This is a genomic window from Geobacillus sp. LYN3, from assembly GCF_003064505.1.
Taxonomy (GTDB): domain Bacteria; phylum Bacillota; class Bacilli; order Bacillales; family Anoxybacillaceae; genus Parageobacillus_B; species Parageobacillus_B toebii.
In genome coordinates, this window is record NZ_QCWL01000001.1 from 827322 (window position 1) to 843647 (window position 16326).

The 16326-nt window shown below is 43.2% G+C and carries 12 protein-coding genes, 3 pseudogenes and 1 riboswitch; of the genes and pseudogenes, 9 read left to right on the top strand and 6 right to left on the bottom strand.

Annotation, left to right across the window (positions count from 1 at the left end; all coding sequences use genetic code 11):
* The first annotated feature begins 336 nt into the window (after positions 1–336).
* Complete coding sequence (locus tag DCC82_RS04270) at positions 337–543, top strand: hypothetical protein (protein WP_055358920.1); 207 nt, start codon at positions 337–339, stop codon at positions 541–543.
* 36 nt (positions 544–579) lie between these two features.
* On the opposite strand, the pseudogene DCC82_RS04275 reads toward DCC82_RS04270, so the two are convergent.
* A pseudogene (locus DCC82_RS04275) lies at positions 580–1176 on the bottom strand (protein rep); the annotation flags it as partial.
* Between the two features lie 24 nt (positions 1177–1200).
* Entirely contained in the window at positions 1201–1494 is a 294-nt protein-coding gene (locus DCC82_RS04280; RefSeq protein ID WP_097354085.1) for a hypothetical protein, read from the bottom strand.
* Between the two features lie 357 nt (positions 1495–1851).
* Between DCC82_RS04280 and DCC82_RS04285 the strand changes: the two genes are divergently transcribed.
* The 8 genes from DCC82_RS04285 (at position 1852) to DCC82_RS04320 (ending at position 13019) form a co-directional block, all read left to right on the top strand.
* Positions 1852–3105 carry a methyl-accepting chemotaxis protein gene (locus tag DCC82_RS04285; protein WP_097354086.1) on the top strand — a complete coding sequence of 418 codons (1254 nt, stop codon included), beginning with the start codon at positions 1852–1854 and terminating at the stop codon, positions 3103–3105.
* Between the two features lie 64 nt (positions 3106–3169).
* A riboswitch (TPP riboswitch) is annotated at positions 3170–3284 on the top strand.
* A 370-nt stretch (positions 3285–3654) separates the two neighbouring features.
* The gene (gene thiC, locus DCC82_RS04290; protein WP_012749111.1) at positions 3655–5376 is read left to right on the top strand and encodes a phosphomethylpyrimidine synthase ThiC; all 1722 of its coding nucleotides are present in this window, start codon (positions 3655–3657) and stop codon (positions 5374–5376) included.
* Positions 5354–5539: a hypothetical protein gene (locus tag DCC82_RS04295; RefSeq protein WP_012749112.1), complete on the top strand. Its 186-nt coding sequence runs from the start codon at positions 5354–5356 to the stop codon at positions 5537–5539. Before thiC ends, DCC82_RS04295 begins: the two co-directional genes overlap by 23 nt.
* Before the next feature lie 232 nt (positions 5540–5771).
* Complete coding sequence (locus DCC82_RS04300) at positions 5772–7229, top strand: NAD-dependent succinate-semialdehyde dehydrogenase (protein WP_108430252.1); 1458 nt, start codon at positions 5772–5774, stop codon at positions 7227–7229.
* Between the two features lie 212 nt (positions 7230–7441).
* A complete protein-coding gene (locus DCC82_RS04305; protein ID WP_089096718.1) occupies positions 7442–8611 on the top strand; it encodes an aminotransferase class I/II-fold pyridoxal phosphate-dependent enzyme in 1170 nt (389 codons plus the stop codon).
* A gap of 26 nt (positions 8612–8637) precedes the next feature.
* On the top strand, positions 8638–10275 hold the full coding sequence (locus DCC82_RS04310) for a thiamine pyrophosphate-binding protein (RefSeq protein ID WP_108430418.1): 1638 nt from the start codon (positions 8638–8640) through the stop codon (positions 10273–10275).
* Positions 10276–10345: 70 nt separating this feature from the next.
* Positions 10346–11827, top strand: a complete 1482-nt coding sequence (locus DCC82_RS04315) for an aldehyde dehydrogenase family protein (RefSeq protein WP_097354088.1) — start codon at positions 10346–10348, stop codon at positions 11825–11827.
* A gap of 19 nt (positions 11828–11846) precedes the next feature.
* The gene (locus DCC82_RS04320; RefSeq protein ID WP_286170487.1) at positions 11847–13019 is read left to right on the top strand and encodes a saccharopine dehydrogenase family protein; all 1173 of its coding nucleotides are present in this window, start codon (positions 11847–11849) and stop codon (positions 13017–13019) included.
* 188 nt (positions 13020–13207) lie between these two features.
* Here the strand turns inward: DCC82_RS04320 and DCC82_RS04325 are convergent.
* The 4 genes and pseudogenes from DCC82_RS04325 to DCC82_RS04340 form a co-directional block, all read right to left on the bottom strand.
* A pseudogene (locus tag DCC82_RS04325) lies at positions 13208–13744 on the bottom strand (molybdopterin cofactor-binding domain-containing protein); the annotation flags it as partial.
* A 44-nt stretch (positions 13745–13788) separates the two neighbouring features.
* A complete protein-coding gene (locus DCC82_RS04330; RefSeq protein WP_012749121.1) occupies positions 13789–13980 on the bottom strand; it encodes a type II toxin-antitoxin system antitoxin in 192 nt (63 codons plus the stop codon).
* A 15-nt stretch (positions 13981–13995) separates the two neighbouring features.
* Positions 13996–14841, bottom strand: a complete 846-nt coding sequence (locus tag DCC82_RS04335; protein WP_012749122.1) for an SPFH domain-containing protein — start codon at positions 14839–14841, stop codon at positions 13996–13998.
* A gap of 451 nt (positions 14842–15292) precedes the next feature.
* A pseudogene (locus tag DCC82_RS04340) lies at positions 15293–16326 on the bottom strand (IS256 family transposase); the annotation flags it as partial.

Sequence of the window (16326 nt, forward strand, 5' to 3'; positions counted from 1 at the left end):
AATATTCACATCATAGACAAGGAAAGAAGAAAATATTCAGCTCACTTTATGATGTGGCTGAATAGTTACTAAAATGGTTTGATAAAGATACAGCATCATACTTCACTAAAAATAAATCTAAAGTTATAAAAGCTTTAAATCAGTTAGAAGATTGGATTGATGATGCAAGTGATTTAACTCAAAGTACAATTAAAACTAAATTAAATTCCTTATTACGATCAGCAGGCGTACCGTCTACTTACTCACTATCTATTGCTGACGCAATTGCAAGAACTATTACTTGGTTAATACTTTAACTCTAATCAATTCTTCAGGGAGAAAGGAGAGTAGTATTTCATGAGAAAAATTTACGAATATATATCTATCGACGAAAAAAAAGAAGTAGTTGAAAAATTAAAAGCGGATCTAAAAGAGTTAGAGCAAGAGATAAATCAAAATAAAGATTCCTTTTCAAAATTTGTGTGTGAAATTTTGTATAGTACACGAGATAAATGGCGTTTAGAAATTGAAGAGTTAGAAAATGAAATAAAAGCTAATAGTTAAACCAAAAAAAGAGCACTCCTTCTGGAATGCTCTTTTTCACTCTATCACATAATTTTTTAACCCCACATGCCATCTTGCAATCACGTCAAATGTGCCATTGGCGACCTCATCCTCACCCGTCACATTAACCAAATCGCCGTTTTCGGCATCTCCCAAATTCAGTTCCTTGTGGATCTGCTTCAGCAGACCGCCATAACCGATTAACCGCTTATTTGCCAAGGCGTTGTCTAACGCCAAAACGGTTTCCACATTTTCGGCCGTGACCTTATTCCCTTTAATGACGTCCGTATCTTTGACCGGATATTTAGAGACTTCTAAAATCGCATTTTGTTCTTTCATAGCTTTTTTAAATTGAGTTTCATAGCCTTTTAAGTCATCGAGTTTTTCTTTGGGTTTTACTCGTTGTATGTGAACGATAGGCTTATAATCTATCTTCATCGCCTTTTGCCAAAGGCTTGTCCACTCGTCCTGTGTAATATATAAATCCTTTTTCTTAAAGTATGTATGAGGAACCGCCAGTAAAACGTGAAAATGCGGGTGATACGTTCCGAATGATTCACTTTCAGGGTCTCGGTTCTTTGTGACCTCTAAAGCCCTAAAATACCCCTTTACGGACGTTTTAAAGGCTTTATAAAAACAGCAAAATTTAGCTGTTTTTTACAAAGATAAATCTTGACAAATCTGAGCTGCCACCAAGTTAAGAAAAAAACGATAAGACACATTCATCTCGATCGCCTTTTTTCGAATCATATCCTTCACGTTTTTCCCTAAGGTTAAATATAACAGCTCTGGTTCTTTAATATGGAACGACTTTACAGTTATTTCTTTATTTAAGATGTAGTATGAGAAGAGACTGTTGATAGAAATATATTGTTTCTCACAATACTCTACAATTTTATCTTTCACTGTCTTATCGAGCTTGATCTGCAAATAGTCTCGTTCCGTATTCACTTCTTTCTCCTCATCTATTTCATCTTTTGTTATGAAATAATGGTAATAACGATAGAAGTAGTCACAGATCAAGTAGCCAAAGAATAACCTTTTTGAAATACCATATCTAGATATGCGATCAATTTTTTCAGCAACGTGTTCGTTAATAGTCACGGTAGTCGCGTAATCCAGCTGAATAGATTCGTTTTGTTTTATGTCTTGTAATTATTTTAAAAAATAAAAAAAGAGATGAATATATCTTTATTACAAGTTTTATGATTAGGAAAAATTTTGTGAAAAATTTATTTTAATAGAATAAGAGGGAGTGATATAATTAATAGTAAAATTCTTTATATACAGAGAAAAGGAGGAAAAAGGTTGTCGCTACATAGTTATATTTTGCGCACGATGCTCGTTGTCATTCCTGGCACTGCATTCATCGGTCTTGGCATATGTATGGCGAATGGCATTAGCGGCGCGGCGTTTTGGTGGACGCTTGTTGCGACCATATTATTTGGGGCTTTCATCGGAGTTGTTTCTGCAATGTTAAACTATCGGCGGTTTATTGCCCCGATCGCTATTATCAATCAGCATTTAGATAAGATGACTGATGGAGATTTATCGGCGCGTGTTCCTATAAATGAAGTAAGACAGTTAAAACCAATTGCCGTTTCGCTCAATAAAATGGCGGAAACGTGGCAGGAAGTCATCGCCAACATTCAGCGCCATTCCAATGAGATGACGCAATTTTCCGGGCAGTTAACGATCATTGCGGAACAGACGACGAAAGCGACCGAACAAATCGCATCGACAATGGAAACGATTTCATTAAATTCCGAACAGCAAGTGAAAACGGCGCAAGAAACGTCGTCAGCGATGAACGATATCTCCGATACGCTTATGCAGGTGGCTGCGAATACGAAGTGCGTGTCTACGAACGTAAATGAAACATCGGCAAAAGCGCAATCGGGAAAACAGTCGATTTCGCAAATGGAAGAGCAGATGCAGTTTATTTATGACCATGTCCAATCACTTGGACAAGTTATTAAAGCGCTTGGAGAGCGTTCGAATGAAATCGGCCAGATTACGCAGGTGATTACAGGAATTGCTTCGCAAACGAATTTACTTGCCTTAAATGCGGCGATTGAGGCGGCAAGGGCAGGGGAGCAAGGAAAAGGGTTCGCCGTTGTGGCGGATGAAGTTCGCAAACTGGCGGAACAGTCTGCTCAATCCGCACAGCAAATTTCGCAGCTGATCGGCTATATCCAAGAAGAAACGGAAAAAGCGATCGAATCGATGGAAACCGTAGTTAGCGAAGTATCGCAAGGGCTTGATGTTGTGCAAACGGCTGGACAGTCGTTTGAACAAATCCGCCAATCCATCAGCGAAGTCAATGCCCAAATCGAACAAGTATCCACAGCGATCGAGCAAATGACAGAAAACGCGCAACGGGTGGCCGCTTCCATTGGACATATGACGGAGATTGTGGAACAATCTTCTTCTGGATCGGCGAATATTTCGGCGGCAACGCAAGAACAAATGGCATCGATGGAGGAAATTGCTTCATCGGCATCATCATTAAGCAAAATGGTGGAAAATATGCAAACAATGTTAAAACGATTTACCGTGTAAAAAAAGTGTATTTACATGGTTATATAAATATGTTAATATTAAGAAAAATTAAATAAATTTGTCGCTTATCTACTAGGGGAGTCCAATAGCTTGGACTGAGAAAAGAACGCGCTTAAGTTCTTTGACCCTTTGAACCTGATCTGGGTTATGCCAGCGTAGGGAAGTAGATAGCGGGAGTGTATGCGTTTGTTGCGTACGTTTCGCTATTTGCGTTCCGTCGGGTTCTCTTAGAGAACCCGATTTTTATTTCCGCATATATTCTCCTATCTCCGCCCCGCGTTTTGGTGTAACTTCAGGTCCTCACCATTATTTTAAGGAGGTGTAGACCTGGTTGCTAAAATCGTTGTCGTGTACTGACCGATGGAAGGAATGGTGCACGACAGATGCCGTCGCTGACAAGCGATCCACGGGGTGTCTTTCACAGCGGGTGAATGACAAGGGAAATTCCCTTCCTGATGGAACTCAGGTGTTTCCTGAGCGGCAAGCAGTTTTGCTGGTTCCATCGCGATGAGTCGATTTTTATAGATTTTAGTAACTAGGAGGAGTTACATGCAAAACATCAAATCTTTCATGCAATTTCCTGCGAGTAAAAAGGTGTATGTCGAAGGTTCAAGACCGGATATTCGTGTTCCGATGAGAGAAATTACGTTAAGTCCAACAAAGACAGAAACAGGAATCATCGAAAATGAACCTGTTCGTGTTTATGACACAAGCGGTCCTTACACCGATCCTGATTTTCAGCCGGACATTCAAAAAGGATTGCCGCCGCTAAGAAAACGCTGGATTTTAGAAAGGGGCGACGTTGAAGAATACGAGGGGCGTCCAGTGAAACCGGAAGATAACGGATTCCGTAATGGGAAGCAATCAGAGATTACTCTGCCTTTCGAGAGAAAACCGCTGCGCGCAAAAAAAGGAAAAACTGTGACGCAAATGCATTACGCAAAACGAGGGATTATTACGCCGGAGATGGAATTTGTTGCGATTCGCGAAAATATAGATCCGGAAATCGTGCGTCAAGAAGTTGCCGCAGGCAGAGCGATTATTCCTTCGAATATTAACCATCCGGAAAGTGAACCGATGATTATTGGGAGTCGTTTTCATGTAAAAATTAATGCGAATATTGGCAATTCCGCAGTCACATCATCCATTGAAGAAGAAGTCGAAAAAATGCTTTGGGCGGTGCGCTGGGGAGCAGACACGATTATGGACTTATCGACGGGAAAACACATTCATGCGACACGAGAATATATTATTCGCAATTCCCCTGTGCCTGTCGGGACGGTTCCGATTTATCAAGCGCTTGAAAAAGTGAATGGCGTCGTTGAAGACTTAACGTGGGAAATTTACCGTGATACGCTCATCGAACAAGCGGAACAAGGGGTGGACTATTTTACGATTCACGCGGGGGTGCTGCTTCGTTACATACCGATGACGGTAAACCGAACGACTGGCATTGTTTCACGCGGCGGCTCGATTATGGCGCAATGGTGTTTAGCCCACCATGAAGAAAACTTCTTATACACGCATTTTGAAGAAATATGCGAGATTTTGAAAACGTACGATATTGCAGTATCGCTTGGAGACGGGCTGCGCCCAGGCTCGATTGCCGATGCGAATGACGAAGCGCAGTTTGCTGAATTGGAGACGCTCGGAGAATTAACAGAAATCGCTTGGAAGCATGATGTGCAAGTGATGATTGAAGGACCAGGGCATGTGCCGATGCATAAAATTAAGGAAAATGTCGATAAGCAAATCGAAATTTGCAAAGGTGCGCCGTTTTACACATTAGGACCGCTTACGACCGATATCGCGCCGGGATATGACCACATTACATCCGCGATCGGAGCAGCGATCATTGGCGCGTACGGAACGGCGATGCTTTGTTACGTGACGCCAAAAGAGCATTTAGGGTTGCCGAATAAAGATGATGTGCGCGAAGGAGTGATCGCTTATAAAATCGCAGCACACGCGGCCGATTTAGCCAAAGGGCACCCGGGAGCGCAACGGCGGGATGACGCGTTATCAAAGGCGCGCTTTGAGTTTCGTTGGAACGATCAGTTCAACCTTTCGCTTGATCCAGATCGAGCTCGGGAATATCATGATGAAACATTGCCGGCGGAAGGGGCGAAAGTCGCGCACTTTTGTTCGATGTGCGGGCCGAAGTTTTGCTCGATGAAAATTTCACATGAGCTGCAAAAAACGGTGAGGGAAGAAGGGATGAAACAAAAAGCGAAGGAGTTTGTCGAAAATGGCTCATCTCTCTATCGATGATGTTCAAGAATTGCAAAAGGAAATTGCCGAATTGAAGGAGAAAATTCTTAAATTGGAACAGCAAATTGCCCATATTCAAAAAAATTGCCAGCATTCATTTTTTGAGACACCGTTTATGCGAAAATGTGTCAAATGCCATTATATAGAGATTTTATATTATTAAGGGGATTGTCAAATATATAGCTAATTCATCTCCCGTTTTGCAGGTGGAAATCGGGAAATGAATTAGCCTTTTTATTTTTGTTTTTAGTCATTTCTTTTAAGTTTTTTTATATATATTTCATGAAAAAGTTTATTTGATTGGTTGCGGCGGGATATGGTGCATGATGGATAACAATAAAAAAATGTCTAGTGATTATTTACAATCAGATTTTTATTTTGGAGGGAAACTATATATGACCAAATTTCCCAATTATACAAAAACGATTTTTATTGATGGACAATGGTTGGAAGCACATAATGGCAACACGCTTCCTGTTCAAAATCCCGCCACGTTAGAAACGATTACGGAAGTTTCATACGGCGATGAAGTGGAAGCGGAACAAGCGGTACGCGCAGCCAGCCAAGCGTTTCCGCAATGGTCGGCAAAAACCGCAAGAGAACGGTCGCAATTGTTATATGCCGCGTATGAAAAAATGCTGGAACATAAAGAAGAACTTGCTTCCATTTTGACAACCGAGCAAGGAAAACCGTTAAAAGAGGCAAGGGCAGAAATTGATTCAGCGGCGAGTTACTTTCTTTGGTATGCCGAGGAAGCGAATCGCCTGTATGGAGAAATTATTCCTTCGTCCAATAAACATAAACGGCTAATGGTCATTCCGCAGCCGATCGGCGTTGTCGCTGCCATTACTCCGTGGAATTTCCCGGCTTCGATGATTACAAGAAAGCTAGCGCCAGCACTTGCGGCAGGGTGCACCGTTGTATTAAAACCGGCTCCAGAAACGCCGTTAACCGCTTATCAGATTGTAAAAATATTAGAAGAAGTAGGGATTCCAAAAGGAGTTGTCAATCTCGTTACTGGCGATGCGGTTTCAATCGGACAGTGCTGGATGAACCATCCTGATGTACGGCTTATTACGTTTACGGGTTCTACGGAGGTCGGCAAGTTGTTGATGAAAGGAAGCGCGGATCATGTAAAAAAACTTTCTTTAGAACTAGGCGGCCATGCGCCGATTATCGTATTTGATGATGCCGATCTTGATTTGGCGGCCGAGATGACGCTTGCCAGCAAGTTTCGCAATTGCGGGCAAACGTGTATTTGTGCGAACCGCGTATATGTGCAAAAAACGATTTGGGATGATTTTCTCGAAAAACTAAAGGAGAAAGTACGCCGTTTATCGATTGACATTGGCGCAAAAGAAACGGCGGATATCGGGCCGCTAATTAATGAAGAGGCAGTGCAAAAAGTGCAGCGGCATTTAGAGGATGCTGTACAAAAAGGAGCTTCGGTCGTTTACGGCGGAAAGAGATGGGATGGTCCGTATCCAGGATATTTCTTTGAACCGACCGTGTTAGTGAACGTTACGAAAGAGATGAGAGTAATGAACGAAGAGACGTTCGGTCCGCTTCTGCCGCTGCAGCCGTTTGAGGAGGAAGAGGAGGCGATTCGTCAGGCGAATGATACGCCATATGGGCTAGCAGCTTATATTTTTACGGATTCGATTCATCGCGCGTATCGAGTCATGGAGAAGCTGGAGTATGGAATTATTGGCATTAATGACGTCTTTCCAGCCGTAGCCGAAGCACCGTTTGGCGGTGTGAAACAATCGGGGCTAGGAAAAGAAGGCGGAAAAGAGGGCATTTTCGAATTTGTAGAATTAAAATATGTTTCCATGGGGATACGGCCTAGCTGAGCCCCCTAAATATAAAACTGCGTAGTCTATTTCCACCGTCTTTGCCGGCGGTTTGTAAAAATAGACATCGGCCAGTTTAATCATTATGTGATTATACTGGCCGTTTTTGTTTTCTTGATTTTTTACAACCGTTTTCGAAAAAGAGTTAAATAGCCAATGAGAAGCATAGAGTAAGAGGGAAAGGACCATTTAATGGATGTGAGGGGATACGTATGGACGTTTATTCTGACATCATAAGAAGCATGCCGCCATATTTGTTCTCTGTTTTTCAGCAAAAGAAAGAAGAACTAATGAAAAAAGGAGTAGATGTGATCGATTTAGGGATAGGGGCGCCCGATTTGCCGCCGCCTGCTTTTGTGGTGGAGAAATTAAAGGAAGAGCTGGATAATCCTAAAAATTTTACGTATTCTCCATATGCCGGGTGCCGAGAGTATAGAGAAGCGGTTGCGCTCTTTTATAAACGGGAATATGGCGTAGAGTTAGACCCAGATACAGAAGTGTTGGCATTAATCGGTTCCAAGGAAGGAATTGTCCATTTATTACAAGCGATTCTTCATCCAGGGGAGACTGTGTTAGTTCCAGACCCTGGCTATCCGGTTTATAGCACAGCTGTACATTTAGCAAGAGGAAAAATCGTTCGTTTGCCGCTTGATTCGGAAAACGGATATAAGCCGAGTTTTTCGAGCGTTCCTTCAGGAATTTATCGAGATGCGAAATTAATGTTTTTAAACTACCCCAGCAATCCAACAGCTGCGACTGTCGAAATCGATACGTTTGCTGAAGCTATTTCGATTGCGAAACAATATCATATTTTCATTGCTCATGACTCGGCTTATTCTTTTGTTACGTTTCAAGGATTTAAAGCTCCAAGCATTTTGCAAGTAGATGGGGCGAAAGAAGTAGCGGTGGAATTTGGTTCGTTATCGAAAAATTACAATATGGCCGGTTGTCGAATCGGATACATTGTTGGGAATCGCGATATGATTAAAGCGCTGTCGATCATCAAAAGCAATATGGATACTTGCCAGTTTATTCCGGTCCAAAAAGCGGCGGCGGCAGCGTTAACAAGCGATCATGAAGCGGTCAAAGAAAACAATCGAATATATGAACAGCGGATGAATATGATGGTAAAAGCTTTGCGCTCGCTTGGCATAAATGTTCATCCCCCGAAGGCGACGTTTTTCCTATGGATACCTGTTTTAAAAGGATACTCTTCCGAACAATTTGCGACTAAATTGCTCAAAGAAGCGGGAGTAATTGTTACACCAGGAACAGCGTTTGGTCCATCAGGAGAAGGATATGTTCGGTTATCGCTTTCCGTTTCGATGGAACGGTTACAACAAGTGGCTGACCGACTCAAACAAGTAAATTGGGAGGAGTAGAAGCGGTGAAACAGGAAAAGGGCAAAATTACGGCGGCGAAGGCGATTGTCCATTGTTTGAAAAGCGAAGAAATTTCCCACGTGTTTTGCGTGCCGGGAGAAAGTTATTTGCCGCTAATGGACGCTATTTTTGATGAACCTTCCATTCAGCTTATTTCTGCTCGTCATGAGGGAGGCGCCTCTTTTATGGCGGAGGGCTACGCGAAAGCGACAGGAAAACCGGGAGTGGTGCTGGCGACAAGAGGAGTCGGAGGAGCGAATTTGGCGATTGGTGTCCATACGGCAAAGCAAGATTCGACGCCGATGGTCGTATTTTTAGGGCAAGTACACAGCCATTTTCGCGGCAGGGAAGGATTTCAGGAAGTCGATTTAGACCGGTTTTTCCAGCCGATTGCAAAATGGACGGTGGAAATTCGCGAGGCGGAGCGAATACCCGAGCTGGTGCAGCGGGCGTTTCGCATCGCCAAAACGGGCAGGCCAGGTCCTGTTGTCATTTCGCTTCCGGAAGATATATTTCTTCAAGATATTGCCGAAGCGGTCATTTCGAATGTAGATATACCGAGACCTGCTCCAAGCACAGAGGATGTGCGGAGCGTGCAGGAAATATTGCAAAGGGCGAAACGGCCGGTTGTCATCGCCGGCGGAGGAGTAAAGCTGGCTAAAGCGGAACAGCTGTTGCGGTTATTTGCTGAAAAATATTCCATTCCTGTGGCGGCTGCTTTCCGCCGCCATGATGTGTTCCCCAATGATCATCCGCTTTATGTCGGCCATCTTGGATTAGGAACGCCGAAATCCATTATCGAGACAGTGAAGCAGGCCGATGTCGTGATCGCGATCGGGACGAGATTATCGGAAGTGACGACGCAAGATTATCGCTTGCTGTCATCGGATCAGACGCTCATTCATATCGATATCGACAGCGATGTATTAGGAAAAGTATATCCACCGGACATTTCCATCCTAGCAGATTGCAAAGAAACGCTCTTAAAATTGCTAAAAATCGTTGTGCAGCCGTCTTGGCGCGATTGGGTAGCAGCAAGGAGGAAACAATATGAACAAGTATCGATACTTCCGGTGGAAAAACGGAATTTAAATGAAGCGATTATCGCCAGCCTGCAAGAACATTTGCCAAACAATTCGATCATTACGAATGATGCTGGCAATTTCGCCGGCTGGCTCCATGCCTTTTTCCAGTTTACCGAAGAGCATACGTATATCGGCCCTACTTCCGGGGCGATGGGATATGGCATGCCTGCAGCGATTGGCGCCAAGCTTGCTTTCCCGGAGCGCGTTGTCGTTTCTCTATCAGGAGACGGCGGTTTTATGATGACAGTGCAGGAGTTAGAAACAGCTGCTAGATATGAAATTCCTATTATTAGTGTTGTTTTTAATAACCGCATGTATGGAACGATCCGGATGCATCAAGAACTGCATTTTCCAAAGCGAGTCATCGGAACAGATTTAGGGAATGTATCATTTGCGGAATTGGCTAAATGCTTAAATGGCAACGGCATTCAAGTAGAAACGGAACAGCAGTTTACCGAAGCGCTTCTTCAATCTCTCCATGCAAAGAAACCTACGGTCATAGAAGTACTGACGGATCCAAATCAAATTTCCGTGACGGCAACGATCGCTGAGTTGCGAAAACGATCGAATTCTGTATAAACATTTGATTAATAGTTTCGATAGTGGGTGTATAAATTATTACTAAAAAAATAAAGAGGGGGAAGGGGTAGTGAAAGCATTAAACTTCATCAATGGCGAGTGGAAAGAATCGAGCAGCAAACAATTCGCTCCCGTCATTAATCCGGCGACAGGAGATACGATTGGAGAAGTGGCAGTTTCGCTCGAAGCGGATGTAGATGCAGCGGTAAAAGCGGCAAAGGCTGCGCAAAAAAAGTGGGCGCTTGAACCCGCGCCGAAACGCGCCGAAGTGTTATATAAAGTAGGATATTTGTTGAAGGAACGAAAAGAACAATTAGCAAGAATGTTAACCATGGAAATGGGAAAAGTCATTGAAGAAGCTCGCGGAGAAGTACAGGAAGGAATTGATATGGCGTTTTATATGGCGGGAGAGGGAAGACGATTATTCGGAGATACGACTCCTTCCGAATTAAAAGATAAATTTGCGATGAGTGTCCGTGCCCCTGTAGGAGTCGTTGGCATTATTACTCCATGGAACTTTCCAATTGCGATCGCCACATGGAAATCGTTCCCTGCCATTGTAGCCGGTAATGCGGTCGTTTGGAAGCCAGCGTTGGAAACGCCGTTTATGGCGCAGGAATTAGCGAAAATTTTTGAAGAAGCTGGATTGCCAAAAGGCGTATTCAATGTCGTCAATGGTGACGGTCCGACAACGGGGAACGCGCTTGTCGAACATCCTGATGTACGGGTGATTTCCTTTACCGGATCCAATGAAGTAGGCAGAAAAATTGCGGAAAAATGCGGCCGAAGCTTGAAAAAAGTGTCACTCGAAATGGGCGGAAAAAATGCGGTGATCGTGATGGACGATGCGGACTTATCTTTAGCGGTAGAAGGAATTTTATGGAGCGCTTTTGGCACTTCTGGACAAAGATGTACCGCGTGCAGCCGAATTATTGCCCACGAAAATATAAAAAAAGAATTAGAAAATAGACTGCTAGAGGCGATGCGAACTCTAACAATCGGGAATGGCTTAGATGAAAATGTAAAAGTTGGACCAGTCATCAATGAAAAAGCGTTACAAAAAATTGACCAATACGTGCAAATCGGTAAAGAAGAAGGAGCAAAACTATTGACAGGTGGGTATATTTTGCAAGAAGGAGAATATAACAAAGGATACTATTACGCTCCGACGCTCTTTACGGATGTAATGCCAAATATGCGGATCGCGCGGGAAGAAATTTTCGGTCCAGTCGCTTCTATTATTCCTGTGAAAAGCTTAGAAGAGGCGATTGAAGTGAACAATAGTGTTGACTACGGATTATCTAGCTCTATTTTTACACGGGATGTTAACAAAGTGTTTGTAGCGATGCGTGATTTAGATACGGGGATTGTATATGTGAACGCAGGTACGACAGGGGCGGAAATTCATTTGCCGTTTGGTGGAACGAAAGGAACGGGAAACGGCCATCGCGATTCCGGGGTGGCGGCGTTAGACGTATTTACAGAATGGAAAAGTATCTATATTGATTTCAGCGGTAAATTGCAGCGGGCGCAAATCGATATTGACGAATAATGAATTCATCTGCGAAAGAATAGGGGGGGCAAATGCCATGAAAGCGTTGGTTCTTGGAGCAGGACTGATGGGAAAAGAAGCAGCACGCGATTTAGTGCAAAGTGAAGCGGTTTCTTCCGTCACCATAGCAGATGTCGATATAAAAAAAGCGGAGCGAGTTTGCCGGCAGTTATATTCTAGTAAAATCGAGGCGAAACAAGTCGATGCATCGAATGAAAGAAAGCTAGCGGCATTAATGAGCGAACACGATGTTGTCATTAATGCGCTATTTTATACTTTTAACGAAATCGTGGCGAAAACAGCGATTCAAGTCGGTGCCCATTCTGTTGATTTAGGCGGGCATATCGGACATATTACAGATCGCGTTTTACAATTGCATGAGAAAGCAAAACAAGCTGGTGTGACGATCATTCCTGACTTAGGAGTTGCTCCAGGAATGATTAACATTTTATCTGGCTACGGAGCTAGCAAACTAGATGAATTGAAATCCATTAAACTATACGTCGGCGGGATTCCTGTGCGTCCAGAGCCCCCGTTGGAATACAACCATGTCTTTTCACTGGAAGGATTGTTGGATCATTATACGGATCCGTCTCTCATCATCCGGGATGGACGGAAGCAAGAAATTCCATCTTTATCAGAGATTGAAACAATCTACTTTGATAAGTTCGGGCCGCTAGAAGCATTTCATACATCAGGAGGAACATCCACGTTATCTTATTCCTATCCGCAATTAGAATGTTTAGAATATAAGACGATCCGCTATCCAGGCCATGCGGAAAAATTTAAGCTGCTCGTCGATTTAAATTTAACAAGAAATGACTACGAGGTGGAAGTGAAAGGGCAAAAAGTGAAGCCGCGCGACGTGCTTTTAGCAACATTATCCCCGCTTTTAGACTTAAAAGATAAAGAGGATGTCGTCTTGTTAAGGGTGATTGTCGGAGGAATAAAAAATAATAAAGAAACGATTTTTGAATATGAAACGGTCACATTTAAAGATCGAAAAAAGAATATTACCGCAATGGCGCGGACAACAGCGAATACGATTTCAGTCGTTGCACAAATGATTGGAAACGGAATCATCGAAAAACGAGGTGTTTATCCGCCAGAACAAATCGTTCCGGGCGACATCTACATCAAGGAAATGAAAAAACGCGGCGTTGTGATCAAAGAGAAGCAGTATGTGAAGTGATAAAAACGAGGCTGTTTTAGGTGGAAAAATCTCAACTAAAAGCAGTCTTCATTGTGACCCGTATGGCGCATCGATTTGTGGCGTTTCGATAAACTCCACAATATATTCCGGATGTTCGCCGAAGCGAATTGGCCGATAAGTGCGCAATTGCGGATTTAGCACCCGTTCGTAGCGGTCAAATAAAAATTTTTCGTTCCTGTTCCGATTTCCACCACACCGGAGATTACATTCACACTTCCATCCGGATTGAATGTTAAAATGGCTCCGGAGCTCGCATCCGTGTCAATCGTTGACGTTTTCCATGCGCAGCTGATGCCTTTTGCTCGTACGGTATAAGCGTCGATTTCGATGCGCTGCCATTCGTCCCATTTCATTAGCTCGCGCAAACGATCGAGGCAGGCCGGCAAATTGCCGACATTGCTTCGGTTTAATCGCACTTGTGTCGGGGTCGTGTGGCCGGGGCGAATCGCGTTTTTTCGCCGTAATTCCCATTTGTCCATACCTAGCTTTTCGGCAAGCAAGTCGATGGCCCGTTCGATGGCAAAAGCTTGTTCGCTATGGCCGAAGCCGCGAAATGGGGTGGCATACGGATGATTCGTATACACGCATAATGAATCACACCACACATTTTCGATATGGTACGGTCCTGTGCAATCCACAGCGGCGGCGCGGCTGACGTCAATTGCTTTATCGGAATAGACGCCGCCGTCAAACAAAAACAAAATTGACAAAAATAAAAAGGCTAGCAATTCCGTCTAAATCGGAAATGCTAGCCTCTTTCATCGGTGGATTTGTCTGTATTTATTTTTCGCTGCGTAAGTCGTCCGGCTCGTTTAGCGGCTTCGCGCAATAGAAATTCGATATGTGCATTGACGCTGCGAAATTCATCGTGTGCCCACCGCTCAATGACTTCGTATAAGGCTGGATCGATTCGCAAGGGGAAACTTTTCTTTTTTGCCATAGCACTCCACAACCGTTAGTATAGACTTCCGGTATTGATCACCGGCTGGGTCGCGCGTTCGGATACGATGGCGACCATTAAGTTGTTAACCATGTTTGCTTTTCGTTCATCATCTAACTCTAAAATTCCTTCCTTGTCAAGTTGCTCAATCGCCATTTGTGCCATGGAAACCGCACCTTCAACGATTTTCTTTCTTGCCGCTAAAATCGCGGCTGCTTGCTGGCGTTGCAACATCGCGCTTGCAATTTCTGGAGAGTAGGCGAGATGAGTAAGGCGAGCTTCGATTACTTCCACTCCAGCTACTTTTAGGCGCTCTTGCAACTCGTTGGCAAGGACATCGGAAATAATATCTGCATTGCCTCGTAATGTGATTTCATCATCAGCGGTAAAGGTATCATAAGGATATTTCGTCGCAACATGGCGAATGGCTGCCTCACTTTGAATCTCTACAAACTCTTCATAGTCATCCACATCAAAAATCGCTTTTGCGGAATCGATGACCCGAAATACAATAACAGCGGCAATTTCGATAGGGTTGCCTTGAACATCGTTTACTTTTAATTTTTTGCTGGTAAAATTACGGACGCGCAAAGAAACGTTTTGCCTAATCGTAAGCGGAACAGTAAGAAATAGTCCGCTGTCGCGAATCGTACCTAAATAGCGGCCAAAGAAAATTAACACTTTTGCTTGGTTCGGCTGAACAATGGTGATGCCGCTGGCCAACACGATGGCGGCAACAACGAATAGAGCGGCAATAATGACTAGCTGCTGAAGCAAACTAATAATCGCCACTGCCACTAATACAGCAATACCAATAATCCCAGCAAACCCGTTCATATACCATGCCTTTGTTTCCTTCATGAGCATCGCTCCTTTAACATCAATTTTATATCAATATGATATCATATTTTGAAATAAATATAAATTTATTTTTGTGCTCTTTTATTACGAAAACTGCATTATGAAAGCCCATGACTTTAGTCATTGGGATGAAATAATGTGATATTAAAATTTTAAAAATATTTTCATTAGATACTTAATATCTAATAATTTGTATAATAGACATTAGATAGGAGGTAATTATCTAATGTCAAACGATAAATATACTCATAAGAAAGGAATTGTTTATTTAAATCAATATCATGTTATATTTTGGTACCGTCAAGAATTTTGTGTAATGAAAGATAGATAGGGTATCTCTGAATGGATTTAGAATGGATAAGGAGTCGGTTTCCTCTGCACAGGAGACAGAATATTCTGTCTCCTGTGCGGAAAGGGAGCATCCCCTTACTTTGTTATTTACAGTATTTGGTTAATTGTAACGTTCTTCAAACATTCGCTGGAGGGCTTCCTGCGCTTCGGCAAATCCTCGCAACTTTCGCTCTGCCCATTTCTCATTAAAATCTTGAATGGTCAAATACACGATTTTTTCCGCGGCTTCTAAACTGCTCAAACTGTTCATCGGTTTTAGACGTTTCCGAATCTCCTTGATCGTTCGTTCGATGGCATTCGTCGTGTAAATTACACTTCGAATACTGTTTGGATAATTCATAAAGGTGAGGAGGACATCCAACTCATTGGCCCAAGATTGCACTTCTCTCGGATACTTGCTTGACCATTTCGATTCAAACTGTCGAAACATCTCCAATGCGATTTCTTTACTCGGAGATCGATAAATGAGTTTCAAATCTTCCGCCATTTCGAATTGGTCTTTTTTTTCGAACACGATTTAGGGTGCTGCGGACTTTGTGAACGACACAACGCTGTACGTCAGCTTTCGGATAAACCGCCCGAAAGGCTTCCTCCAGCCCCGGAAGACCATCAAATACGCCTAAAAGCACTTCCTTGACGCCTCTTTTGTAGAGGTTTTGCAGAATTTCCTGCCATCCATAGGCGCTTTCCTGCCCTCCTACGAAGAAATCCAGAATTTCACGATATCCTTCTTCATTCACTCCTAATACCACATAAATGACTTCTTTCTCTACCGTATCGCGGCGAAGTTTCACGTACAAACCGTCCAAATATAAGACGGAATAACGCTTAGGTAGTGGACGGTGACGCCATTTTTCGATATCTTCCTTTACGACATCGGTAATATGGCTGATCGTCGTAGGAGAATAGGTACTTCCTAGAATTCGTTCGATCCACTTTCCAATTTCCCGTGTACTCATGCCACTTTGATACATCTTGATGATGGCTTCTTCCAGCCAGCCGGTGTGTCGTTGGTAAGGGGCAAACAGCTGCGTTTGAAATTCTCCATTTCGGTCTCTTGGGACCAAAAGCCCTTCAATCCGGCCATATTGTGTATCTAGATTTCGTTGATAGTAGCCGTTTCTCATATTGGAT

What these genes read in the sequence shown, in the direction of transcription:
- DCC82_RS04335 (WP_012749122.1), bottom strand. Translation starts at nt 14,841, where the DNA reads ATGAAGGAAACAAAGGCATGGTATATGAACGGGTTTGCTGGGATTATT.
- DCC82_RS04295 (WP_012749112.1), top strand. Translation starts at nt 5,354, where the DNA reads ATGGCTCATCTCTCTATCGATGATGTTCAAGAATTGCAAAAGGAAATT.
- DCC82_RS04330 (WP_012749121.1), bottom strand. Translation starts at nt 13,980, where the DNA reads ATGGCAAAAAAGAAAAGTTTCCCCTTGCGAATCGATCCAGCCTTATAC.
- DCC82_RS04305 (WP_089096718.1), top strand. Translation starts at nt 7,442, where the DNA reads ATGGACGTTTATTCTGACATCATAAGAAGCATGCCGCCATATTTGTTC.
- thiC (WP_012749111.1), top strand. Translation starts at nt 3,655, where the DNA reads ATGCAAAACATCAAATCTTTCATGCAATTTCCTGCGAGTAAAAAGGTG.
- DCC82_RS04300 (WP_108430252.1), top strand. Translation starts at nt 5,772, where the DNA reads ATGACCAAATTTCCCAATTATACAAAAACGATTTTTATTGATGGACAA.
- DCC82_RS04270 (WP_055358920.1), top strand. Translation starts at nt 337, where the DNA reads ATGAGAAAAATTTACGAATATATATCTATCGACGAAAAAAAAGAAGTA.